The sequence below is a fragment of the Pedobacter cryoconitis genome, assembly GCF_014200595.1.
Classification (GTDB): domain Bacteria; phylum Bacteroidota; class Bacteroidia; order Sphingobacteriales; family Sphingobacteriaceae; genus Pedobacter; species Pedobacter cryoconitis_C.
This window is the reverse complement of record NZ_JACHCG010000001.1, coordinates 1,966,922-1,991,796: the sequence shown is the minus strand read 5'-3', so window position 1 is coordinate 1,991,796 and position 24,875 is coordinate 1,966,922. Positions and strand designations below refer to the sequence as shown.

Genomic DNA, 24,875 nt, shown 5'->3' with positions numbered 1-24,875 from the left:
GGGATCGTGGACGCTAATCATATCTCTGATACCTACTTAATCGCTGCGATACAAGCAAACGATCAGGCCGCATTCCGTTTACTCTATGATAAATACTGGAAAGTCCTCTATCTCAGAGCCTGCAAAGGAGTAGACGAAGATGAAGCTAAAGACATGATACAGGAAATAATGCTTTCGGTCTGGAACAGGAGACACCATATCCATGCATCAGAAAAAGACGATCTTGGAAAATATCTTTTTACAGCTTTAAAATATCGTATAATCAGCTATTACGCACACACTTCCGGTCAGATCAAAAAATCTGAACTGCTGGACATCCCAATGGACACAGCCCCCGACATCCTGCTCGAAAACAAAGAACTTAAAACTGTTATTGAAGCCACAGTTGAAAAGATGCCCGGTAAAATGCAGCAGATATTCCGCATGAGCAGAGATGAAAACTTTTCTGTCGCCGATATTGCTGCTCAGCTTAACCTCTCCGAACAAACAGTGAAAAATCAAATCGGACAAGCACTAAAACGGCTCCGTACCACAGTAATGGACCACCACAAAGGAGACTGGGTAATTCCCGTGTTTATGATCTGCTATTTAGCCGCTTCATAAAAACTTAACACACACTTCACACACTGCGTATAGTACCCAAAACCACTTTTTCAGATAGTAGGTTAAAAGGATAGCTATGAGCAGTACCAGGAACAGGCAATTGTTAAAAGATTACCTGCAACATAAAAATTCAGGACCCGAAAAAGAAATAGTAGACAACTGGTATCAGCAATTGGATGATGCAGACCCCATTTCAATGGATGCCAGAAAGGAAGCACAGGTTAAAGAACAAATCTGGGCTTCGATAGCACCCGGAATAAAAACACATAAAGAGGCTATAAAAATCCGTCTGAGCTGGCTAAGAGCTGCTGCAATTTTGACCACTATCGGATCATTAGCCTTGTTGTTCTGGAAAACACCGGTTCCGGGGAAATCCACTAAAAACAACTGTCCTGGAGGTTGCTTCACTACAGTTTCTACCCAAACCGGCGAAAGAAAAAACGTTACCCTGCCCGATGGAACAAACCTGATGCTGAACAGCGTTTCTACCATCCGTATATCACCAGACTTCCCCGCTAAACGGATTGTCCAGCTGATTGACGGAGAAGTTTTCTTTGATGTAAAACACGACCCTAAACATCCTTTTATCATTAAAAGCGGACGTTTAACCACCCAGGTACTTGGCACTGCGTTTAATATCCGTGCCTATAGCCAGCTTGGAAAAATGACTATTGGCGTACTCCGGGGTAAAGTTGGTGTACGGGTAGACAACCAGCCCAGTCATTTTTTAATAAAAGGACAACAAATGGCCTATCAGCGCAATGATCAAACCATACAGCTCACACCGCTTGATGAACAAAATATGGCCTGGCAAAAAGGTAATCTGGTCTTAAATAATGCCTCTTTCGAAGAGATGTCAATCCTGATGGCTAAAAACTTTGGTATCCAGGTTTACACCAATAATCAAAATCTCAAAACAAAACATTTCACAACAACCATAAGCACCTCTGCTCCTGCGCTGAAAGCCATGGAGATTGTTGCGGCAATACATCAGTTAAAAATTAAAAAAAGGAGGAACGACATAGAAATCTACTAATAAAAAAAAGACAGTTGCGCGAACAACTGTCTTCATTTTTAAGCCGTTAAGGCAAAAAAAACTTCCAATCATTTCACAATTAAAAGCCATACAATGTATGAAATTAAAACTTAACAATGTCATAATTCAAGCGATGAGATTCACTTTTGTCTTGTTAACTATTCTTTGTACCATTTCATTGCTATTTCCGTCATTTGCCGGAAACGGTCAGGTCCTGAATAAAAGAATATCGGTCAGCATCAAGCATGCAACCATAGAAACCGCGATCAGAAATCTGGAGTACCAGAGCAAAGTGAATTTTGCCTATGACCGCCATCTGCTGGACAATTACTCCATCAGCGATTTTAACTTTTCAAACGAAACACTTGGAAACATCTTAAAAAAACTATTCGAATCCAAACCAATGCGCTTCAGGGAAGTGAACGGAATCATCGTTATTAATGCCCTGAGTAAAGAAGAAATTAAACTTCAGGAACCAGGCAGGCTCTATGGGAAGATTGCAGATGAAAAAGGTCTGCCCCTGCCTGGTGCAACCCTTAAAATCGCCGAACTTGGCAAATCTGTGCAGACCGATGAAAAAGGTAACTACAAGATTTCTGCCCCAGCTGGAACTTATACTATTGAGGCAAGTTATATTTCCTATGAAAATCAGCAGCTTAAAAACATCCAGCTTAAAGCCGGCGAGACTACAACCATGGATATTAAACTATCCCCCGCAAAAAACGGGCTGAATGAAGTTGTGGTAGTTGGTTATGGCACACAGAAAAAAGTAAACCTTACCGGTGCTGTAAGCCAGGTAGATGCTAAAGTCTTTGAAGATCGTCCGGTTGCCGGAATTGCCCAGGCCTTGCAAGGTGCTATTCCAAACCTGAATATTACTTTCGGTGATGGTCAGCCCGGCAGTCCCGGTAAATTTAACGTGCGGGGTTTCGCGTCTATTACCAACGTAAGCGGCTCTCCACTGATCCTGATTGACGGAATTCCAGGTGATGTCAACATGATTAACCCCCATGACGTAGAAAATGTAACTGTATTAAAAGATGCGGCTTCCGCAGCTATTTATGGTGCTAGAGCAGCCTTTGGTGTAATCCTGATTACCACTAAGAAAGCCGCCGAGGGAAAAATAAGCGTAAACTACGGCAGTAACTTTAGCTTACAAAAGGTAACCACAAAAACAGATTTTATTACCGATGGCTATACTCAAATGAGATTGGTAGATGAAGCTTTCTCCCGGAATGTGGGAAATAGCTACAGCGGTTACAATGCTGATGATTATGCGCAGCTTAAACTCAGACAAACCGATAAAACCTTACCATCGGTAGTGGTACAAAACAGAAATGGACAAGACCAGTATTCCTATTACGGAAACACAGACTGGTGGAATTTTCTGTTTAAAAAAGATGCACCTGCCATGGAACATTACATAAATGTTACCGGCGGAGATAAAAAGGTAGACTTTCTCTTATCAGGCAGATACTACCAGCAAAAAGGTCTTTTCCAATCCTATTTGCGCGAAGACGTTTACAATGCTTACAATTTCAGGGCGAAGATTAATGCACATCTTTCTAAATGGCTGACTGTTTTTTCCAATACACAATTTGCCGCCACTGACTATACTTATCCAGGTAACGGATATAAATCGGATGGCCCGGGTTTCTATAACCACGCGATGGCAGCCTATGTACCTCAAAATCCGGACGGCACATTTACCTATCGTACAAACCTTAACAATTATGGAGCAAACGAATACGCAAATTTTCAAAACAAAAAGTCTTTTGGAGGTACTAAAAACTATGATTTAACGAATACTATTGGCTTTAACGCCAATATAGTACCGGGATTAATTTTCACCGGAAATTATGCTTATCAGCTTCGTCCCTCTTCAAATTTCCAGCGTCAGGCAGTAATCCCCTGGTCTATAAATCCAGGTATCATTAAATATGAAGGAAATGATAAGTACAAAGAAGGAACTGATATGGACCAGCACCATTCTGTCAATTTGTACGCGACGTATGAAAAGAAAATCAAAGAAAATAACTTTAAAGTCACTGCGGGATATAATTATGAGTTGCAGAAATATAAAACCAACACTGCACTTCGTTTCGACCTCTTATCTAAAGACCTGAACCAGATCGATTTAGGTACAGGAGCGCAACAAGCTACAGGTAGTGCGAGTGAATGGGCGTTATTAGGTTATTTCGGCAGGATCAATTACGACTATAAAGGAAAATACCTGCTTGAATTAAATGGCAGATACGATGGTACATCGCGTTTTCCGGAAAAAAGCAGGTTTGGATTCTTCCCTTCAATATCCGGCGGATGGAGAATCAGTGAAGAATCTTTTTTCGAAGCACTAAAGCCTGCTGTATCAGAATTTAAACTGAGAGCCTCCTATGGTACTTTAGGAAATCAGGATGTAGGAACCGGCAGTAATAACCTCTATCCCTATATTCCGGTTATGAATTCAACCCTATCCAAATGGGTAGTTAATGGAAATCAGACGCAAACATTAAGTTCTCCTAATCCCATTGTACCAGATTTTACCTGGGAAAAATCTACATCGCTCAATTTCGGTGCAGATATGGCTTTCTTTAATAACCGCCTGCAAACCTCTTTAGATATCTACAGACGTAAAACGACCGATATGCTGATCAATGGAAAAACACTTCCATCTGTTTATGGTGCTGATTCGCCAAAGCAGAATGCCGGGGATCTGCTCACTAAAGGCTGGGACATCAGTGTAAGCTGGAAAGACAGCGGCACTTTAATGGGTAAACCTTTTGGCTATAACTTTGGTGTGGTACTTTCAGATTATACCGCAAAGATTACCAAGTTTGACAACCCGAACAACTTGCTCAGCAATTTTTATGTAGGACAAGAACTTGGAGAAATCTGGGGATACAGCATAGACGGTTATTTCAAATCTGATCAGGAGGCACAAAACTGGAAAATAAACCAGGACTATGTAGACGGACAGCGCACCGGATCACCCGGAGAATGGAGTAAACTGCATGCTGGTGATCTGAAGTTTAAAGATCTCAATGGAGATGGCGTGATCAATGATGGTAAAAACACGTTACAGGATCATGGCGACCTTCGCAAGATCGGAAATTCGCTGCCAAGATATTCCTTCGGTATTAATGCAGGCTTTAACTGGAGCAATTTTGACCTGTCTGTTTCCCTGCAAGGTATCGGTAAGCAAGATTGGTACCCGAATACAGAAGCTGGTATGTTCTGGGGGACTTTTGGAAGACCTTATTCTTCTTTCATCCCTAAAGATTTCGAAAGTAAACTCTGGAGCCCTGAAAATCCTGACTCTTATTTCCCTATTAACCGTGGATATGCTGCCTATGACGGAGGTGAGCTGTATTATAACAACGACAAATACTTACAGAACATAGCTTACCTGCGTTTAAAAAATCTGACTGTAGGTTATAACCTGCCCGCTTCGATTATTAAAAAGTGGAAAATAGAAAAGCTCAGATTCTTCTTCACCGGGCAGAATATGCTTACGCTGACCAAGCTTAAAACAAAATATATCGACCCTGAACAACTTACACCAGATGGGACAGATAAAGGCGGAAGGGCTTATCCCTTCATGAAAACTTATACCCTTGGATTGAACGTCACCTTTTAACAGCAAACATGAAAAGAATTATATATCTGGCACTGGCAGCCATCACACTGATTACGGCCTGTAAAAAATCACTTGACCTGGAACCACTTTCCCAGATCTCCCCTAACAATAGTTTCAATTCAGAAAATGAACTTAAACTCTATGTCACTTCATTTTATGATAATATGTTACCTAACGCAGACAATGAAGATAAAGCCTTCACAAGTCTGTATACCGAAAATAGTGATAATATTGTACTCAATGGACTAGACAAAAAGATAACAGGTAACCGCTTGGTTCCTGTAGCTGGTGGTGGCTGGAACTGGACAAACCTGAGAAATGTCAACTACTTTCTGCAAAATTATCAGCGTGGTGGAGTGAGCCCCGCTATCGCTATTAAATATGCTGCTGTTGCTAAATTTTTCAGAGCGTATTTTTACGCTAATATGGTAGCAGCTTATGGCGATGTGCCCTGGTATTCCAAACCAATTGAAACGAATGATAACGAAGCACTTACTAAAGCCAGAGATCCACGTACACTGGTCATGGATTCAGTACTGAATGATATCGACTTTGCGATTGCTAATTTGCCAGCTGGGCAATCAGCTTCGGAAGTGACTAAATGGACTGCACTAGCCTTAAAATCAAGGTTATGTCTGTTTGAAGGTACCTTTAGAAAATATCATACAGAATTTAGCCTGCCAGATGCCAATCGCTTTTTACAGGCCTCGGCAGATGCAGCAGAACAGCTGATTGATAAAGGGCCATATAATGTTTATACCAGCAGCCCGGATAAAGCTTATGCTGATCTTTTTCATGCCCTGGTTGTCAACCCAACAGAAGTAATTCTGGCCAGACAATATAGTACCAGTCTTCAGATCAACCATAACGTAAATTATTACACTGTATCCCCTTCTTTTGGTAAGCCAGGATTAGAAAAAAAACTGGTCAACAGTTACCTCATGAAAGACGGCTCCCGTTTTACAGACAAGCCAGGATACAATATTTATGGTTTCTTTGACGAAACCAAGGACAGAGATCCACGCCTTGCACAAACCATCAGGACGCCTGGTTATAAAAGAGTAGATGGTACGACAGTACTCGCTCCTTCTTACAGCGGTACGGTTACTGGTTACCAGCTTACAAAATTTGTTACTTCGGCCGTTAATGATGCGAACAGTAAATCACCTAACCCTCTCCCTATTTTTCGTTACGCAGAAGTGTTGCTCAATTTTGCTGAAGCGAAAGCGGAACTCGGTACTTTAACACAGGGAGATCTCGATAAATCCGTTAAAAAACTAAGAGACCGTGTAAATATGCCCGGTATTAACCTGATGCTTTCCAATAGTAATCCTGATCCCTATCTTGCGGCACAGTATACACATGTAAGCAGTGCAAATAAAGGGGTCATTCTGGAATTGCGAAGAGAACGCCGGATCGAACTGGTAATGGAAGGGTTCAGGTGGAATGACCTGATCCGCTGGAAGGAAGGTCATTTACTCACAGAACAATTTAAAGGTGCATACTTTCCTGGAACAGGCAATTATGATCTCGATGGCGATGGTAAAACAGATCTGGTAATTTATACCGGGAATCAGCCAGTAGTGCCTGATGCACAATTTCTGAAGCTGGATGTTGATATTTCTCTGGAGAATGGATCTGCCGGTGGTAATATCGTGGTTAACCCCAACACACCAAAGACATTCAGAGAGGAAAGAGATTATCTTTTTCCTTTGCCAAGTCAGGATCTGCTGCTAAATCCTAATTTAAAACAAAATCCAAACTGGTAATATAAGCATTCCGCAGTCCTGCAAATTAAGCAGGGCTGCTTTTAACTTAAATAGATAACACAAATGAAAAGAAGATCTGTTCTTAAAAGCCTTACCGGTCTGGGTGGCCTGTTATTAGCTCCCTCTATCAATTTTGCCAACAATCTCAACACAAAGACAAAGGTCATGCGGATTGCCCATCTGACCGATATCCATCTAAAAGATCATTTTGATGCCCCAAAAAAGTTTGTTAAATGTCTGCACCATGTACAACAACAGCATCCAAAACCAGATCTGATTCTTAACGGGGGTGATATTGTATACGACATGAATAAAGAACAGCTGTCCACAATCAATGGGCAGTGGAAATTAGTGAAGGAAATCATGGCGCAGGAATGTAATATTCCAGTGCAATATTGTTTAGGTAATCACGATATCTGGTGGAATGAAGACAATAAGGGGCAGGCTATTTATGGCAAACAATACTCCATGGATCAGCTGAAGCTTTCCAGCCCTTATCATAGTTTTATTAAAAATGGCTGGAAATTTATTATTCTGGACAGCGTACATCTGGATATTGATGGCACCTGGTATATTGGTAAACTCGGAGAAGTACAGTTTACGTGGCTGGAAAATGAACTGAAAAACACGCCTGCTGATGTCCCTGTTCTGGTGATGTCACATATCCCTATCCTAACGGCCACACTCATGGTTGAAGACAACATTGTCAATAAATGGGAGATGCTGGGCGGTGATATGCATACAGATACTGCAAAAATAATAAACTTGTTTTATCAGCACCCCAATGTAAAGCTATGTCTCAGCGGACACATTCACCTGCGTGATAAAGTTGTTTATAATGGAGTAACCTATATATGTAACGGAGCGGTAAGTGGTGCTTGGTGGGAAGGTAATAAACGGGAAACCGCACCCGGATATGGCTTAATAGATCTGTATTCGGACGGAAGTTTTGATGAACATTATATAAACTATTAAGCTTCAAATAAAATGAGATTTGGGCCCTTAGCTCGAATCTCATATCCATCACTTTATCGTACAGGAAGCGTAAAAGTAAATACAGAACCCTTACCAATCTGACTGTCAATAAAAATCTTCCCATGATGTCTGCTAATAATAGACTGTGCTAAGAAAAGTCCAATACCAAAACCTGAGAAAACTTTACTTGACTGCTCCTCCACCCTGTAAAAACGCTCAAACACCTTCTGATGCTCCTTTTCATCTATGCCAATTCCATAGTCCCGTACACTTACCGCAGCCATTCCGTCTTCAGTTTTAAACACACTAATATCTACCACATCACTCTTTGGAGCATACTTAATTGCGTTACTGATAAAGTTGATCAGAACCTGTGAAATCTTATTTTTATCAGCGTTGACTACCCCTTTGAAACCATAATCAACATTGATCTGGTGCTTCGGATTAATAAACCGGAGGTCTTCAGTAACCTCAGCTACCAATTCTTCCAGGTTTAGCGGCTCCAGTTTAATCTTTACCTGGTCAGCCTCTATTCTGGTCAGGTCCAGCATATCGTAAATAAGGTTAGTCAATTGTACCACCAATTTATCAATACGGACAAGTGAAGATTTCAGTTTTCCAGGGCTTAACAGTTCCTCTTTATCAGCTAATTTCAACAACAACTGAACATAGCCTTTAATAGAGGTTACCGGGGTTTTCAGTTCATGGCTCAGCATGCTCACAAAATCCCCCTTACGCTGCTCTTCCTCTTTCAATTTTTGAATGTCCGTAGTCGAACCTACCCACATTTTGATATTTCCCTGCTCATCTAATATTGGAGAAGCAATATTTAAATGCCAGATATACTTTCCATGAATATTCCTGAATCTCATTTCCATTTCCAGGGGAATACCAGTCTCTGCCGATTTCTTCAAACCCGCTATAAAATCAGGAATTTCTTCAGGATGCATCATGCTGTGATAACCAAAATCCCTGAGCTCTTCAAAGTCCATTCCTGAAAAGTCAAGCCACTGCTGATTAAAAAAAGTAATTTCCCCATTGGCCTGAGCATTGCTGATCTTAGCCGGAACCAAGTCAGAAAGATGACGGAAATGCCTTTCACTCTCTTCAACCTTTTTACGTGCAATCACCTGATCAGTAACCTCATAAGCGAATACAAGTATTCCTTTTGTTTCACTTACAGTATCTTTTAGTGGTAAATAATTGAAAGTAAAATATCGTTCTTCCACCTCAAGCCCCTCTAAACTTGCAATCGGTACAGCCAGCTCATGTAACGCACAACTTATTCCTGTATGGTACACATTGAGCAAAATATCCTCAACAGGTTGTCCAACAAGTTCAGGCAATGCCTCAAAAAGAGGTCTGCCTATCAGCTCCCTTGTTGGCAATAACTTCTGATAAGCAGGATTGACTAGTTCATAAACCAGCTGCTCCCCCCTTAATACACAAATTCCCGCAGGAGCCTGCATTACAAAATCTGAAAGCCGCTGACGCTCCAGTTCTGATTCCCGCTGCGCCTGGATCAATTCTTCGTTAATAGCATTCAACTGGTCATTCGCAGCAATTAACTCTTTATTAGTTAACTTAAGATTGTTATCCAGCAAATCAACCTTTTCCATAGATAAATAACGAGAAGTCACATCTGTGGCCGTATGCAGAATACACTCCGTCTTTCCCTCTGTATTTTTAACAGCTTTATACAAAAAATCAAAATACCTGGTTTGCAACACACCATCTATCACTAACTGTGCAGGCATATCTTCGGCCTGGTAATCCACACCACTGAGATAAACATTTTTAAGAATATCCAGAAAAGGTTGTCCGCTAAGTTCTGGAATTGCTTCCCCCATAGGCTTACCTATCACATCCTTTTTTTTAGACCATATCCTAAGCATTGCATGATTGGCAGCCAGAATAATTACGTCCTCACCAGTGTAAATGCCGGTCGCATTGGGAGATAGTGAGAGTACTTCATACAAGTACTCCATTGGAAAGTTATTCGCATTAACAGGCATCAGGTGGCTTTTTGGGTAAATATAGAGATCTAATACAAATGTTAAATAAAAAAGTTTCGTTAATAAATCATATCCTCTAAAAATATTATCAATTGATAAACCTGATTTATTTTACCTTTGCAGCGTGAAAAGCGAAAACAGCAGTCAATTGACGAATCATCAAACAGCAGTCCGGGCAACCTATTTCAGTATTGTAAGTAATGCTGTCCTTGCAATACTGAAAGGAGTAGCAGGTGTTTTCGGAAATTCCTATGCCTTGATAGCCGATGCTATAGAATCAACTGCTGATATCTTTTCGTCGCTGCTTGTCCTTTTTGGGCTCAAATATGCCAGCAGACCAGCAGATGAAAATCATCCTTACGGTCATGGAAGAGCGGAACCATTAGTGACCTTCCTGGTTGTCGGTTTTTTGATTACCTCTGCTACAATTATCGCTTATGAAAGCATTCAGAATATAGGGACACCGCATGCTTTACCAAAACCATGGACGTTAATTCTATTGGCTGCACTCATTGTATGGAAAGAAATCTCTTTCCGAAAGGTGATGAAAAAAGCGATAGAGACGAATAGTTCCTCGTTAAAAGCAGATGCCTGGCACCACCGTAGTGATGCAATTACTTCAGTTGCGGCATTTATAGGGATCTCAATTGCATTAATACTAGGTAAAGGGTATGAATCAGCAGATGATATTGCAGCCCTTTTCGCCGCCGCTTTTATCCTTTATAACAGCTACAAAATTTTCAGGCCTGCCTTAGGCGAAATTATGGATGAGCATTTGTATGATGACCTCGTAGTCAACATCAGACAAGTTTCCTTAACTGTTAATGGCGTTATTGATACTGAAAAATGTTACGTGCGTAAAGCAGGCATGCAGTATCATATTGACCTGCATGCCATTGTAGATGGAAATATTTCAGTAAGAGAAGGACATGATATCTCACATCGCCTGCAAGATACACTTCGCGCTAAACTTCCTGAATTGGCGAATGTCCTGATCCATATTGAGCCTAACTAACGAATAGTCCATTTCAGGATTAAATCATCTTCTTTTGGCACAGGACAACAGAAACTTCTTGCTGTCTTGGAGAAATAGTCCAATAAGTATCAAGCAACTGATTCTTTTCAACCTCCGAAACCAAATTAAAACCATGACGCTGGTATAACCTTATAGCCCAGTGCGCAGCAGACCATGTTCCAACTAGTATAGTTCCAACAGATTGCTTGAGCAGGAAGCTTAATAAATTACTCCCTATACCCTTTCCCTGGTAGGCAGGGTCAACATAAGCATGCCGGATAAGCATTGCATCCTTTGATTGCTGTATTCCCATAACCCCTACTATTATGCCAGCTTCTTCCCATGCCCAGAAAACTACACCAGAATTGATTTCTTTCAACAGCTCATCTAAATTCATGTAAGGCAAATGGAAACAATCCGAAGGAATAGCATCCTGATAAGCCACCGCGGCTTTATTTATTATTTCAAGGATACGCGTAACTTCTGTATCTATACAATTTCTAATCATAAGTCTGAATTTATTTATAGCAAAATTATCAGATGATTAAATTATTGACTTGCAAAATCCGGATAAAAACAGGTGTAATCTGGATAAACATATTATTTGATTTGGGATGGCGTAAAGCCGAATCTTTTCTTAAAAGACTTGCTAAAATGGGAAGGAGAAGAATAACCAACTTTATAAGCCACTTCACTAATATTAAGCTTCTTTTCAGCCAACAACGGGTAAGATTCTTCCAGACGACGGCTAATTAAATAATCTATTACAGAAGTATTGAAAATATCCTTAAACCCTTTTTTCAGTTTAAATTCATTTAATCCAAAGCCAGTACAAAGCTTATCCAGGCTAATTTCTTCAGTATAACACCGGTCTAAAAACTCTTTTACACCATAAATTTTGTCTTTATCTGCACTCGTTTTAATGCCTGTTATTTCTTGCTTATCCGAAGTTGCATGAGCTAATAGTATCAATAATTCAGTTGACTTAGCACTAAGATAGGTGGACTTTAGTTCATTAATATAGCTGCAATTTAACATACTTGAAACGCAGCGTTCAATTTCAGCTCCGATATATAGCCAACTGGATGAGAAGATCATTTCTTTTCCGTCCATTAACTGCCGCACAAATTTGTTCAGCCCAACACAACTTTCACCTAAAAGAGCAGTAAAACGTTCTTTTTTAAGTTGTAAGGAGAATATTTCAGATATCCCTTTGCCATGTACTACCTCAGTATTTAGTTCGGGTGAATACAATAAATTGTACTGGGCACGGTTTACATTGAAATTTTTGTTAAATTCCTGGTAATGAAAATTAGTATTGCCTTTGATGTTAAAATAAAACCGGACTGCATCAATGTCATTATTTATTCCGTATGAAAGTGTATTTTCCTGATTGTCAAGCCAGCTATGTGCCATGCGATACCCATCAAAATACCAATTTTTAAAATGAACAGCAGCATCTTGAAGTCTAAACATATCTTCTGTTTCGACAAGGTCGCCTGAAATCATTTTTTGTACATCTATTTCATTGATAGAAATAAATTGCTTGCTTTCTTCGTTATGAAATTTGATGGGCATAAGGTTTATATTGAGATGATTTAAGCACTAAGTTAAGCTATTTGTAACCTCATAATTATAACCTTTTTAAAAACGGCAGAAAAGAAACCGAGAAAGTAAGGTATGGAGCAGAACCAGTCTTCGCTTTAAAAAAGTAATCATCCGGTTTATCATTCCGGTTAAACATTCTTGCCGCTGTTGTACTATAAAGTCCACCATTTACACCAAGGATCAGCTTTTTCGTTACCAGATACTCAAAAGTTAACCCCGTACGTACTTCCGCATTGGTGTAGATATTATTCTGTGGTAAAGATGGCTTATCTAAATTAAAGAACAGCAAACTCCCACCCAGTTCAGACCCGGCAGTAGCCCAGCTCCTTTTAGAAAACTGCTTTCTCAAAACGATCCTTGAAGGAAAATCAACAAATAATTCAACGTTCGAAGCCTTGTATTTATGCCAGTAGCTCACTATCGGTATGGCAGGAACAATTGCAGACGGATCGAGAATCACTACCAGGCCTATTGTTAACGAAGAATTCTGATCTCTTCTGATTGGCATAGAGATAGAACCGATATAATTAAGCCTTTTAATAGAAGAAAGCTCATCAGTAACGCCCGAAATACCAAGCCCATAAAATATCAGCTTATTGAAAACCGAATCCGACCGGCCAAAAGTAGCCGACAAACTGATTGTAGACTTGGTTGTACTGATGTCTGCATTAGAAAAACGAGGATCATAACTGGTAATATCAGTTGTTTTTAGCTGCTGTTGCTGGTACCCTATTGATCCGGTAACTACATTTCTGCCCCAGTTTGAAATAGGGACGTTGAAATTAGACCTGATCCTGGTGATATTCATTTTACCCTCATACAGATCCTTTCCGTTTAATTCACCTTTAACATTTGCTTTACCGATGAAATCAGTGGCGAAAAAGGCCTGTCTCAATTGCGGGTATCGCATGGCATAGGCCGACAATCCCTCCATAGTCAGGGAATCGGTCATCCTTTTGATTGCTGCGGCTTTCCGGGCTGTTTGCGCATTTGCCGTAGAACAGGCTGCAATTAAAATATGGAGATAAAAAAGAGTTTTGTACTTCATGTGCTATTTCGCTATTTAATTATGAGTTTCCAGTAACAACTGGCCTTCTTTGACATTCTTCTTTTTAAATTTCAACATCAGGTTTTCAATGATGAGGTACATAGACGGCACTACAAACAGCGTCAGGATCATCGAACTCGTTAATCCGCCAATAATTACCCAGGCCATCCCATTTTTGATTTCTGCACCAGCACCACTCGCCAGTGCAATTGGCAACATACCAAACACCATGGCCAGTGTGGTCATCAGAATTGGCCTTAGCCTTTCCCTGCCCGCTTCTATTAAAGCCTTCTCCACAGTGTAACCCTCAGCCTTCAGCTGATTCGTAAAATCTACAATCAGGATTGCATTTTTCGAGACCAGGCCAAGCAGCATAATCATTCCAATCAGCGAGAAGATGTTTAATGTTTCCATTGTCAGTGCCAGGGCCAGCAAGGCGCCAACCAGTGCTACAGGAATGGAGAAAAGAACAACAAAAGGATAAATTGCATTTTCGTATAAAGCCACCATAATCAGGTAAACCAGTACAATAGCAACCCCTAAAGCAAAAAATAAACTGCCAAATGCGTCACCCTGACTTTTGGCATCACCCAGAAACTCGACCGTTACCCCTTCAGGTAATTTCACATTGCTGATTTTCTTTTTAATAGCTGCATTCACCGACCCCGTTGGTCTGCCAGCCACATTTGAATTCACGCTGATAGATCCTAACCGGTCGCTCCTTGCCAGTACGCTCTCTCCCAAACCTTCTCTTACCTCAGCAAACTGGCTCAGTACAAAAGACTGACCATCACTATTGGTAAAAGACAGGTTGTTAACATTGTTAATATTAGAACGGTCGTATCTGTCCAGACTAACCAGGATGTCATACTCGTTTCCACCCTGTTTAAATTTGCTCTTCTTATTACCGCTGAATGAATTTTGTAAAGCTGCACCGACCTGGCTTGCATCAATTCCCAACAACGTCATCTTTTCACGGTTCAGCTTAACCTCGACCTGTTGTTTCTGATTTTTAACAGAAAGTTCAACAAATTTGGTACCCGGTACTGTAGCGATAAGGGTTTTATATTCTTCGGCAACTTTGCGGATCGCTTTAAGATCAAGACCTTTAATGCCGATCTGAATAGGCGCCTGATTAGCCCCTCCGCCTACAGAGGTAGGAACTGAGGTAATCTTTGCACCAGGAATCACTGCACTTAACTTCTGCTGAAGCTGAATACCGAAATCTTCAGCGGATATGCTCCTGTCATTTTTATCTACCATAGAAACTGTAATTTCTGCCAGATTACTGTTATTCGTGGTTCCAGCAACACTCCCACTTGTAAAACCGATGCTGGAAAAGACATTCGTTACGACCTTTTCCTTCATAATCAATTTTTCTGCCTGTTGCGTGATCATGTTGGTCTGATAAAGCGTGGTAGACGGCGCCAGCTCAAGATTGATCATTAACTCTCCCTGATCCGCAGATGGGATAAATGCAGCACCTATAAAACCAAATGGAACTAAAGAAATACTTCCAATGATCAGTAAAATGACTCCGGATAACAACCATCTTTTTTTATGGATCACAATGGTCAGCAACTTTCCATAATCATCTTTAAGTCCATCAAGAAAGCGCTCAAAACCCAGATTGAGTTTCCCCCACAAAGTTTTCTCATTTAATTTTTCAATCTTACCGAACCTGCTGGCCAGCATAGGGGTAACCGTAAAGGACACAAATAAACTCATCAGCGTAGAAAATACGACCACCAATGAAAATTCCTGGAGCAATGCACCAATAATTCCACCTGCAAAAGCAATAGGTAGGAATACAACCACATCTACTGCGGTAATTGCCAATGCTGTAAAACCAATCTCACTCCTTCCTTCCAATGCAGCTGTTCTTTTATCCGATCCCATTTCCAGGTGACGGTATATATTTTCCAGTACCACAATAGAATCATCTACCAGGATTCCCACCACTAAGGACATTGCCATCAATGTCATCAGGTTGAGCGAAAAACCAAAAAAGTACATCGCAATAAACGTTGGAATGATAGAGGACGGAAGCGCTACAAGCACAAACATAGAACTGCGGAAACTATGTAAAAAAGCGAGCATGATTACCCCTACAATGACTACTGCAAGCCCAAGATCTTCCATAACCCCATCCGCAGAACGCAGCGTATAAATACTCTGGTCCGAAGAGATACTGAATTTTAAAGCCTGGTCTTTATAAGTGGCCTGTATTTCTTCAAATTTCTTTTTAACCTGTTCACTTACATCGACCGCATTCGCATCACTTTGTTTAATAATCTGCACACCAATAGATGGAATTCCGTTAATGTGATTGATCGCTGTGGTTTTAGCAGTCGCATCGACTACTTCTGCCACATCTTTTAAATAGATACTGCCTGCCCCCGGTCTTTGCTGAACAATCAGTCCCCTGATCTGTGCAAGAGAAGCAACACTGGCGTCAAAATGTATCGACAACTGCTGATCACGCGTTTCTATACTTCCTGCGGGAAAAGACTGGTTCGCTTTACTTAACACGTCAGAGATCTGACCAATTCCTAAACCATATGACTTTAGCTTGTTCTGGTCTATATTAACTTGTATCTGACGTTCATCACCACCAACTATCGTTACCCGTCCCACACCTTTTACATTCTGCAAAATGGGAAGCAATTGCTTATCGACGAAATCATACAGTTCACGCGGGGATTTTGTAGAAGTTACCCCAGCCTTAATAACCGGTACCTCTTCTAAATTGATCTTATTGACTACAGGTTTATCTGCATTATCAGGCAAATCATTCTGAACCTGATCTGCTTTCCGCTGAATATTCCGCTCAGCCTGATCGATGTCAGTTCCACTTTTCAGCTGTATAACAACACTGGACACCCCTTCTTGCGAAGTGGATGTAATTTTATCAAGTCCTTCTACTGAAGAAAAAGCATCTTCCAGTTTTTTGGTTACTGAAGTTTCTACTTCAGCTGCTGCCGCTCCCGGATAAACAGTACTTACAGAAACTGTAGGTATTTCGATTTTTGGGAGCAAATTATAATTTAAACTAAAATAGGACTTGGTACCGAAAATAAACAGCACAGTAAACACTACAATAATTAATAAGGGCCGCTTAACGGCAATTTCGGTTATTGACATGATGATGTTTTATTTAGAGACACTAACTGGTGAGCCTTCTTTTAAATTGATTTGTCCGGAAGTAACCACAACCTCACCGGCGTTCAGGCCACTGATAACCTGGATCAGGTTATTCATTTCTATACCGGTTTTGATTGGCTTTTGGTGAACTATATTATGTTCGACAACATAAACACTCGCATCTTTGATACTTTCGGTCAATGCTTCTCTTGGGATGAGCAGGATATTTTGCTTTGTTTTTCGGGAGAAGTCAGCATAAACGAAAGTACCGGAGCGTAGTAAAGAGCCATCTTTATTATCGGCGATGATCTCTACCAGGTAATTATGTGTTTCATCTGCCTGAGGGCTGATAAAAGTGATTTTGCCATTAAAAACCTGACCCTGATAAACATCTGTTGTAATCTTAACCGACTGCCCCATCTTTGCCTGGTAAACCTCATTTTCCGTCAGCTTAAGCTGAACTTTAACCTGCGAAAGATTGACAACCGTTCCAAGCTCAGCCCCTGCATTGGCAAACACACCCTGCTCCAGCATCTTTGCTGAAATTGTACCACTGGTAGGTGCTTTGACAGACGCATCTGCTATTTGTTTTTTAAGTTGATTGACCTGATTTTCAGCATCCGTATAATTTTGGCGGATTTCGTTTACTTTCTCCCGGGTTGCTGCTTGTCCTTCCAGCAATTCTGTATAGGTCTGAAGGTCGTGGCGTAATTTGGTTGCATTGGTCTGTGCTTTTTGTAAATCAAGCTGCGTCAATTTGGTATCCATAACCGCAAGGATCTGCCCTTCATGTACATAATCACCAAGATTGAACTTCAATTGCACTATTGTCCCCCCAACTGTTGAAAGCACTTTGGCTTCCTTAAATGGTGCAAGGCTTCCTGTTTTTATCAGGTTGATTTCCTGTAGCTGTTCCTTAACTGTAGCAACTTTTACAGGTATCTTTACCACAGCAGTATTCTCCTTTGGATTTTCCTTTTCATTGAGCTTGCTTTTATTTACAGCGAGCTTAAAAATAATAAGACCGATACTGACCACGACGATCAGGATTATGATGTGTTTACGTTTCATTTTTGTTTAAAGTGAGGTATAAAATGTTTTAAGACTACCTGCCGCTTTTTCCAGGTCTAATCTGGCTTGCAGGAAACTATAGAGTGAGTTGAGGTAATTATTTTGTGCTTCTTTGATTGAGTTTTGTGTATTTAGCCACTCCGTTAAATTTTCAACACCTTTTTTATACTGCAAGTCAGTTATTTTGAATACAGATTGTGCCAGATCAATATTTCGCCGGTCGCTTTCCAGGCTGCTCTTAGCCTTAACCATTTTTGTTCTGGCATTCTGATATTCCATTTCATACTTGCCTTCATCCAGCTTTAAATTTTCAACTGCATTGAGACTTTTATACTTTGCCTGATTATACTGCGCATTGCGCTTAAAGAAATCGAACAGCGGAATGCTGAGTTTCAGTCCGATCACAGAATATGGGCTTAAATCTTTAAAGGCCGGGCCAAGCGTGTTACCAAAGCCGACAGCACCATACCTGGCATACCCGCTAAGCTTGGGAAGCGCTCCCGCTTTGATCCTCTTTTGGTCTATTTCCAAAAGTTTAGCATTCACCATGGAAAGCTGATAATCTGTCCGTTTATCCGCTAAAAACCCATTACTATCCAGATCTGGACGCACCACAGCACTCAGGCCTTCTACAGATGGGTTTTCTACCTGTAACTGTCCGGTCATCGGATACCCCATTTCATACTTAAGTTGATTTTCAGCAAGTGTCAGATTGCTTTCTGCCACACGAATCTGAGAGACTGCATTGTTATAATCTACAGTAACCTTATCCAGATCTTTTTTAAGGGTCACCCCCTTTTTTACCTGTAATGCAGAGATATCAATCTGCTTTTGGTAAGTCTCCAGGTTTTCACGCAGCAACCGCAATTGTTCCCTGTACACAATGATCTGGTAATATGCATTACCAATATTATAAATGATCGTTTCCTGGTTCTTGACGATATTCAGGCCCGCCTGCTGCTTACTGTACTTATTTGCTTTTAAACCATTTAACAATGACTGATCATAAATAGTCTGATCGAGTTGTGCCAGCCCATTGCTATTGAATTTCTGACTAAAAGCTACACGAATATCTGTTGGGCCGAATACCCCAGCCGGAATAACAGATTCCTGAACCTTTAAATTGTCTTCTAAAGTTGCTGAGACACTAACTTTAGGTAAATAATCTGAAAGTGCCTCTTTGGCTTTCGCATCAGCCGCTTTCTTTTCGTTCTCATAAACAGCTGTATTGCGGTTATGCTGTAGCCCATAATCAATGCATTCTTTCAGGTCCCACTTCTGTTGTGCAAATACATGGAGCTGTAGCAAGCACATCACTGCCAATATTATCTTTTTTTTCATATCCTGCTTAAAGACGCTTTTGCCTAACCTAAAAGGGTTAAGCAGTACTATCTTTTTGTGCAAAACTATACGGATTTAACATCCGGATTTTGATTTTGACCATGAAACGGACAAAATGAACAGTGAAATGAACAAAATGGAAAACAGGAAGTAATTGCGGGCTATTGCTCAACCCACTTTAAGAAGACCGGTGCCTTAACCCGGCCGATAATAATCTTTTCGGGGGCTTCACTTTTTGTCATGACGAAAAGCTTGCGATTGAAATAGTGTTCAATATTCGTAATAAAAGCATGGTTTATAATAAACTTCCGGTTGGCACGAAAGAATAATTGTGGATTTAGCATCGATTCCAATTGTTCAATAGTATGTTGAACTACATAGCTTTTATCATTGGAAGTATGCAAGTATACCGCACCATTTGAGGCGTAGATAAACTGAATATCCAGCACACGGACAGGAATTATTTTTTCCCGGTAATGAACGAGAATATTTTGCTTATAACCCGAATCCATCTGCACCAGGATCTTGTTCAGGTTCTGGGCATGCTGACTTTGATTAATCAAGTGTACATTAAGCCGATGATATTTTTCGAGGCTTTTCTTCACCATATCTTCTTCAATCGGTTTCAATAAGTAATCGATACTATTGGATTCAAACGCCCTGATTGCATATTCATCAAATGCAGTGCAAAAAACAATAGGTGCATTGGTTTCTACCTCTCTGAAAATCTCGAAACTCAGTCCATCCCCCAACTGGATATCAGAGAAAATGAGATCGGGAGCAGGATTTCTCTTCAACCAATCTGTTGCAGCGGCTACTGACTTTAAAACAGCCTCGACTGTAATTTCATCATTAAGGCTTTGGAGCATACTTTTCAGCTCATTTGCCGTCTTCAATTCATCTTCGATTATTACTACTCTCATTTTTGAAGTAAAGGTATAGTGACAGAGAACTTCCCATCCTCATTTAAAATTTTGATAGCCTGATTAGCCAATAACTTATAACGTTCCCGAATGTTTTTCAATCCTGTACCAGTCCCTTCGGCAGGTACTTTCTTTGGCTGAAAATTATTCACTACTGTAAGTGCCGGTGAATCATCTGTAATAATTGTCAGTTCTAATGGTTTCTCCGCTGAAATCGTATTGTGCTTAATTGCATTTTCTACCAGTAACTGTAAAGAAAGTGACGGGATCAGTAACTTTAAGTATTCCTCCTTTATATTGATAACTATCTTTAAACTATCCTCAAAACGTTCATTCATAATATACAGATATGATCTGATAAAATTAATCTCATCACTTAGTGGCGTAAGGTGATGTTCATTGAAATTTAATACATACCGGTACACAATAGCCAGCTGGATAATATAATTTTTTGTCGGCCAGTCGGGTGCAATAGTTTTGAGCGTACTCAGGGAGTTGAATAAAAAATGAGGGCTGATCTGCTGCTGTAAAGATATTAGCTGCGCACGAAGATGTGCTTGTTCAAGAATTTCATTCTCCAACTTTGTTTGCTGTAAAGCGGCATTGGTATAAATACTATAAAAGACTACATAACAAATCAGTCCCAGAAAAAAAGAGGAAACGAAATGGATTTTGAAGTCTGATAAATTGCTAAAACCAACTGCCTTATCATTTAATCTATCCGGAGGTAATACCAGGGAAAAAACATATGCTAATCCAAGAGCAAATAAAATAGACACGACTATACTCAGCAGATTCTTGGTGTAATTTTTAAGCCACGGGAATTTATGGTTAAAGAAATATCCATAAGGTAACCACGCAATCAGGATCACTCCATAATTTTGGAGTGCATAATTAAAATATTCCCAATACGCTATTTCTCTGGAGATTTCTTTGCGCAGCAGCTGGGTGCTTATTGCTAAAATACCTGAGAGGATAAAAAACCATTTAAGCTGATAGGATTTGAACATTTGCAAATGTATTTCAAAAAACCAGACGAGGGCAATATTTTAACATGGAACGGCCAAAGTCGGGGTTGAATTGTACATCAAAAGAAATATAATCGCTTCAGTTGATTAATTGTACACTTCACCAAACCATTTGAACGTTTCACTTGATTAAGAGGATTGATTACACCTAATTTACCCAACTTTGTAACCGTTGGTATACCCTGACCTGCAAATTGGATTATGAAAATTAGAATTTTGAGAATAATATTAGCAATTAAGAAATTCCTGGCTAAGGAAGCCTCAGAATTGCATCAAATCAATCAGAGAAGGAAACGCTGAACCTGATCCTATTTAATAATGAAAAAACAACTTTACATAGCCGCTACCTTACTATTATTAACATCAAACGCTATAAAAGCACAGACTGGCTTCGAACAACTGATCAAAGCCGGCCCGGACGATGCCGCCAAACTTGTTGACGCTTATGGGCGCCCGCTATTGAAAGGATTGGGCATGGGGATGAGTAGTGGCTGGACAAACACAGCAAAAACATTGGGCTTATTTCATTTTGAACTGAGGGCTACCGCTACAGCAGTCATTGTACCTACCACAGAAAGGACATTCAATGTAACGCAAATCGGTCTTTCCAGCAATATTCGTCCGGCTAATCTGAATCAGGTAATAGCCCCCACCTTTAGCGGTGATAAACATGTTAACGGCCCAGCTATGGATATTTATGATACCAACGGCCATAAACTCACGACGTTTGATATGCCAGGAGGTCTGTTTGAAGATATAGTGCCCACCCCACAATTACAGCTAACGGTAGGCCTTTTCCAGCATACAGATGTAACAGTCCGCGCCATTCCAAAGATAAAACTTAATAAAGGCATAGGTTCAGTAAGTATGATTGGTTTTGGTATCAAGCACAATCTTATCCAGGATTTTTCAAGCGGAGGGAATTCCATTCCCTTTGATTTCGCCCTTGCATTTAATTACAGCAGACTTCATTACGCTAAAAAACTGAACCTGCAACCAGATGACTTTTTAGTCCCCTCAGATCCGCAACAATCAACAGATTTTAGCCGTCAGGAAATTTATGGCAATCTGGATAACTATCTGGTTCAGGCCATTTTCTCCAAACAGCTTTCGTTCTTCACTCCTTACCTGTCTGCGGGTTACAACGTATCAAAAACAAAGGTGGGCTTAAAAGGGAACTATCCGATCATAAATGGCATAACGGAGACGCAAATATCTTACACCACTTTTACCGATCCTGTAAACATAAACGCAAATTATATCAAAGGTTTTCGTGCTGATATGGGCTTTCAGCTTAAATTCCCTGTCCTGAGACTGTTTGGATCTTATGGCGTAGCAGAAAATTACAATATGGTAAATGCTGGTATAGGTTTCGGTTTATAAACAGGAACAGTACTTATAAACGTTTTGTGCTAATAATTCAAGGTTTTGTATAAATCCTGCGCGGCATCTCCCCCTAAATTTGTCTTATACTAATTAAACAAATTCAAGAGATGTCAAAAATAATTTTAATCACCGGTGCCTCACGCGGCTTTGGTAAATTATGGGCTAAAGCCCTTTTAAAACGTGGCGATAAAGTAGCCGCAACTGCCAGAAATATTGAAGATTTAAACGACCTGGTCTCAGAATTCGGAAACTCAGTTTTCCCTGTAAAACTGAATGTTGATGATAGAGAAGCCTGTTTTGAAGCCGTACAAAAAGTTAAAGATCACTTTGGCAGAATTGATGTACTGGTTAACAATGCCGGTTTTGGTTTATTCGGAGCAATTGAAGAAACTAACGAACAGCAAGCACGTGCACAAATGGAAACTAACTTTTTCGGTGTACTTTGGCTAAGTCAGGCTATAGTGCCAGTAATGAGAGCACAAAAAAGCGGACACATTATCCAGGTTTCCAGTTTCCTGGGCTTAATTACCCTACCCGTTTTAGGCCTTTACAATGCCTCAAAATATGCCGTTAATGGACTAAGTGAGACCCTGGCTACTGAAGTTAAAAGCTTTGGGATCAATGTTAGCCTGATTGAACCTAATGGCTTCTCTACAGACTGGTCAGGAGCATCATCTATCAGAACTGAAGCCAACGAAGTTTACAATCCGTTAAAAAAGGCATTTTCAGAGGGAGCGACACCAGAAAGTTGGGGTAATCCGGAAACAACCGTACCAGCATTCCTTCAATTAATTGATAGCGAAAACCCTCCATTACACTTCCTGCTCGGTAAAATCGCTTACCCCGCAGTTCAGCAGGTTTATACACAGCGCCTTGCAGAATTTGAAGAGTGGAAAGATGTTGCTGTAGCAGCTCACGGATACTAATTAACCCTTTAATTATACCTGCACAATCTACCTCCTTAATTTTGTAGATTGTGCTTTTATTATTTCAGCCATGAAACATTATAAAATCCTTAGTGAATTACATAAAGAGAACGGATTTCCACCACCAGAAAATCCGCTATTCAGCATTTATGAATGTAACAGCCAGCTTTGTACCATTGGTAACCGGGAATTTACGACCGATTTTTATGTAATTGGCCTGAAGAAAGTTATAGCCGGTGTAATCAAATACGGACGCACAAAATATGATCATGAATGTGGTTCTATGCTATTTTTCAAACCACGGCAAGTAATTGAAATGCGGGATCTTGAACTCGAAGAAGAAGCTTTCCTGATATTTATTCATGAAGATTTTTTAAATGGTCATGCTCTTCATCAGGATATTAAAAAGTATCACTACTTCGATTACGAGATCAATGAAGCATTGCACCTCACTCCAAGGGAAGAAAAAACAATATGGGAATTGTATCACAAAATTGAAAATGAATACTGTGACAATCAGGATGAATATAGCCGGGAGATTATCCTGGCAAATGTAGACACCATGCTAAAATATGCCCAGCGTTTTTACAAAAGACAGTTTATCAATCGTACAGATATTTCTGCCAGAACAGTAACAAAATTTAATGAAGAATTAGCGCATTATGTTGAAAGTGGATTTTTAGACACTAAGGGGCTGCCTTCAGTGAATGCTATCGCAGAAAAACTAAATATATCGCCAGGTTATTTAAGTAACCTGTTAAAAGTGGAAAGTGGGAAAACCGCATTAGAACACATTCATATTTACCTGATTTCTGAGGCAAAAAACCGGCTGATTGGCAAAGATCAAAATATATCTGAAATTGCTTATGCCCTGGGTTTTGAAAATTTATCTTATTTTTCAAGATTATTTAAAAAAGAAGTTGGCGTTAGTCCAAATAGCTTTAAAAAGCAAATGACCAATTAGATGACAGGAACAGATTTCGCAAATAGATTACTTCAGAACATACAAACATCTTTAACACTAAGATCCCGCATTCCATATCTTGATATGTTAAAGGAATTAAAACAAGGTGGTATGTCAATATCAGCTGATACTTTAAACACCTCATCAAACTTTGGAAGCTTTGATCGTGCCTTAAAAGATGTATTAACTATACTTCACAACACACATAGTCAATTTATACCACCACCTGATATTTTACCATTACCACTCACACAAATCCACCAGAACCTGACTGATAACCTTAACCTGCTAAGTAAAATACTTCAGGATTATATAAACGATACAGAATCAGGTTCATGGCTTCTTTTTGATAAATTAGAGACGATTAACCTCGCATCCGTTTAACT

General features: G+C 40.1%; 19 protein-coding genes. 10 read left to right on the top strand and 9 right to left on the bottom strand.

All coding sequences use genetic code 11. The features are described 5' to 3' along the window. Nucleotides 1-6: 6 nt before the first annotated feature. The 5 genes from HDE70_RS08225 to HDE70_RS08205 all read left to right on the top strand — a co-directional run bounded on the left by HDE70_RS08225 (nt 7) and on the right by HDE70_RS08205 (nt 8,020). The gene (locus tag HDE70_RS08225) at nt 7-603 is read left to right on the top strand and encodes a sigma-70 family RNA polymerase sigma factor (RefSeq protein WP_183889321.1); all 597 of its coding nucleotides are present in this window, start codon (nt 7-9) and stop codon (nt 601-603) included. Between the two features lie 76 nt (nt 604-679). Then, nucleotides 680-1,639 carry a FecR family protein gene (locus HDE70_RS08220; RefSeq protein WP_183889319.1) on the top strand — a complete coding sequence of 320 codons (960 nt, stop codon included), beginning with the start codon at nt 680-682 and terminating at the stop codon, nt 1,637-1,639. 97 nt (nt 1,640-1,736) lie between these two features. After that, entirely contained in the window at nt 1,737-5,276 is a 3,540-nt protein-coding gene (locus HDE70_RS08215) for a SusC/RagA family TonB-linked outer membrane protein (RefSeq protein WP_221302019.1), read from the top strand. A gap of 8 nt (nt 5,277-5,284) precedes the next feature. Next, nucleotides 5,285-7,045: a RagB/SusD family nutrient uptake outer membrane protein gene (locus HDE70_RS08210; RefSeq protein WP_183889315.1), complete on the top strand. Its 1,761-nt coding sequence runs from the start codon at nt 5,285-5,287 to the stop codon at nt 7,043-7,045. A gap of 63 nt (nt 7,046-7,108) precedes the next feature. After that, nucleotides 7,109-8,020 (top strand): metallophosphoesterase family protein, encoded by a 912-nt coding sequence (locus HDE70_RS08205; protein ID WP_183889313.1) that lies wholly within the window; start codon nt 7,109-7,111, stop codon nt 8,018-8,020. 53 nt (nt 8,021-8,073) lie between these two features. Here HDE70_RS08205 and HDE70_RS08200 read toward each other — a convergent pair whose 3' ends face one another. Further along, nucleotides 8,074-10,035, bottom strand: coding sequence for an ATP-binding protein (locus HDE70_RS08200; RefSeq protein WP_183889311.1), 1,962 nt, complete (start codon nt 10,033-10,035; stop codon nt 8,074-8,076). A gap of 124 nt (nt 10,036-10,159) precedes the next feature. Between HDE70_RS08200 and HDE70_RS08195 the strand changes: the two genes are divergently transcribed. Beyond that, a complete protein-coding gene (locus tag HDE70_RS08195; RefSeq protein ID WP_317617399.1) occupies nt 10,160-11,050 on the top strand; it encodes a cation diffusion facilitator family transporter in 891 nt (296 codons plus the stop codon). A 19-nt stretch (nt 11,051-11,069) separates the two neighbouring features. Here the strand turns inward: HDE70_RS08195 and HDE70_RS08190 are convergent, their stop codons facing one another. From HDE70_RS08190 to HDE70_RS08155, 8 genes are all read right to left on the bottom strand, one after another. Then, on the bottom strand, nt 11,070-11,558 hold the full coding sequence (locus HDE70_RS08190; RefSeq protein ID WP_183869655.1) for a GNAT family N-acetyltransferase: 489 nt from the start codon (nt 11,556-11,558) through the stop codon (nt 11,070-11,072). A gap of 92 nt (nt 11,559-11,650) precedes the next feature. Beyond that, entirely contained in the window at nt 11,651-12,628 is a 978-nt protein-coding gene (locus HDE70_RS08185; RefSeq protein WP_183889309.1) for a helix-turn-helix domain-containing protein, read from the bottom strand. 55 nt (nt 12,629-12,683) lie between these two features. Further along, the gene (locus HDE70_RS08180; RefSeq protein ID WP_183889307.1) at nt 12,684-13,706 is read right to left on the bottom strand and encodes a DUF6268 family outer membrane beta-barrel protein; all 1,023 of its coding nucleotides are present in this window, start codon (nt 13,704-13,706) and stop codon (nt 12,684-12,686) included. Nucleotides 13,707-13,721: 15 nt separating this feature from the next. Further along, complete coding sequence (locus HDE70_RS08175; protein ID WP_183889305.1) at nt 13,722-16,850, bottom strand: efflux RND transporter permease subunit; 3,129 nt, start codon at nt 16,848-16,850, stop codon at nt 13,722-13,724. 9 nt (nt 16,851-16,859) lie between these two features. Then, a complete protein-coding gene (locus tag HDE70_RS08170; RefSeq protein ID WP_183889303.1) occupies nt 16,860-17,921 on the bottom strand; it encodes an efflux RND transporter periplasmic adaptor subunit in 1,062 nt (353 codons plus the stop codon). 6 nt (nt 17,922-17,927) lie between these two features. After that, nucleotides 17,928-19,262: a TolC family protein gene (locus HDE70_RS08165; RefSeq protein ID WP_183869650.1), complete on the bottom strand. Its 1,335-nt coding sequence runs from the start codon at nt 19,260-19,262 to the stop codon at nt 17,928-17,930. A 161-nt stretch (nt 19,263-19,423) separates the two neighbouring features. Continuing rightward, nucleotides 19,424-20,185 carry a LytR/AlgR family response regulator transcription factor gene (locus HDE70_RS08160; protein ID WP_183889301.1) on the bottom strand — a complete coding sequence of 254 codons (762 nt, stop codon included), beginning with the start codon at nt 20,183-20,185 and terminating at the stop codon, nt 19,424-19,426. Next, a complete protein-coding gene (locus tag HDE70_RS08155) occupies nt 20,182-21,195 on the bottom strand; it encodes a sensor histidine kinase (protein WP_183889299.1) in 1,014 nt (337 codons plus the stop codon). Before HDE70_RS08155 ends, HDE70_RS08160 begins: the two co-directional genes overlap by 4 nt. Before the next feature lie 336 nt (nt 21,196-21,531). Here HDE70_RS08155 and HDE70_RS08150 point away from each other — a divergent pair, with 336 nt between their 5' ends. The 4 genes from HDE70_RS08150 (at nt 21,532) to HDE70_RS08135 (ending at nt 24,873) form a co-directional block, all read left to right on the top strand. After that, entirely contained in the window at nt 21,532-22,596 is a 1,065-nt protein-coding gene (locus HDE70_RS08150) for a DUF6588 family protein (protein ID WP_183889297.1), read from the top strand. 110 nt (nt 22,597-22,706) lie between these two features. Further along, a complete protein-coding gene (locus HDE70_RS08145) occupies nt 22,707-23,525 on the top strand; it encodes an SDR family NAD(P)-dependent oxidoreductase (RefSeq protein ID WP_183889295.1) in 819 nt (272 codons plus the stop codon). Nucleotides 23,526-23,595: 70 nt separating this feature from the next. Next, a complete protein-coding gene (locus tag HDE70_RS08140; RefSeq protein WP_183889293.1) occupies nt 23,596-24,489 on the top strand; it encodes a helix-turn-helix domain-containing protein in 894 nt (297 codons plus the stop codon). Nucleotides 24,490-24,600: 111 nt separating this feature from the next. Continuing rightward, nucleotides 24,601-24,873 (top strand): hypothetical protein, encoded by a 273-nt coding sequence (locus HDE70_RS08135; RefSeq protein WP_183869644.1) that lies wholly within the window; start codon nt 24,601-24,603, stop codon nt 24,871-24,873. Nucleotides 24,874-24,875: the final 2 nt, after the last annotated feature.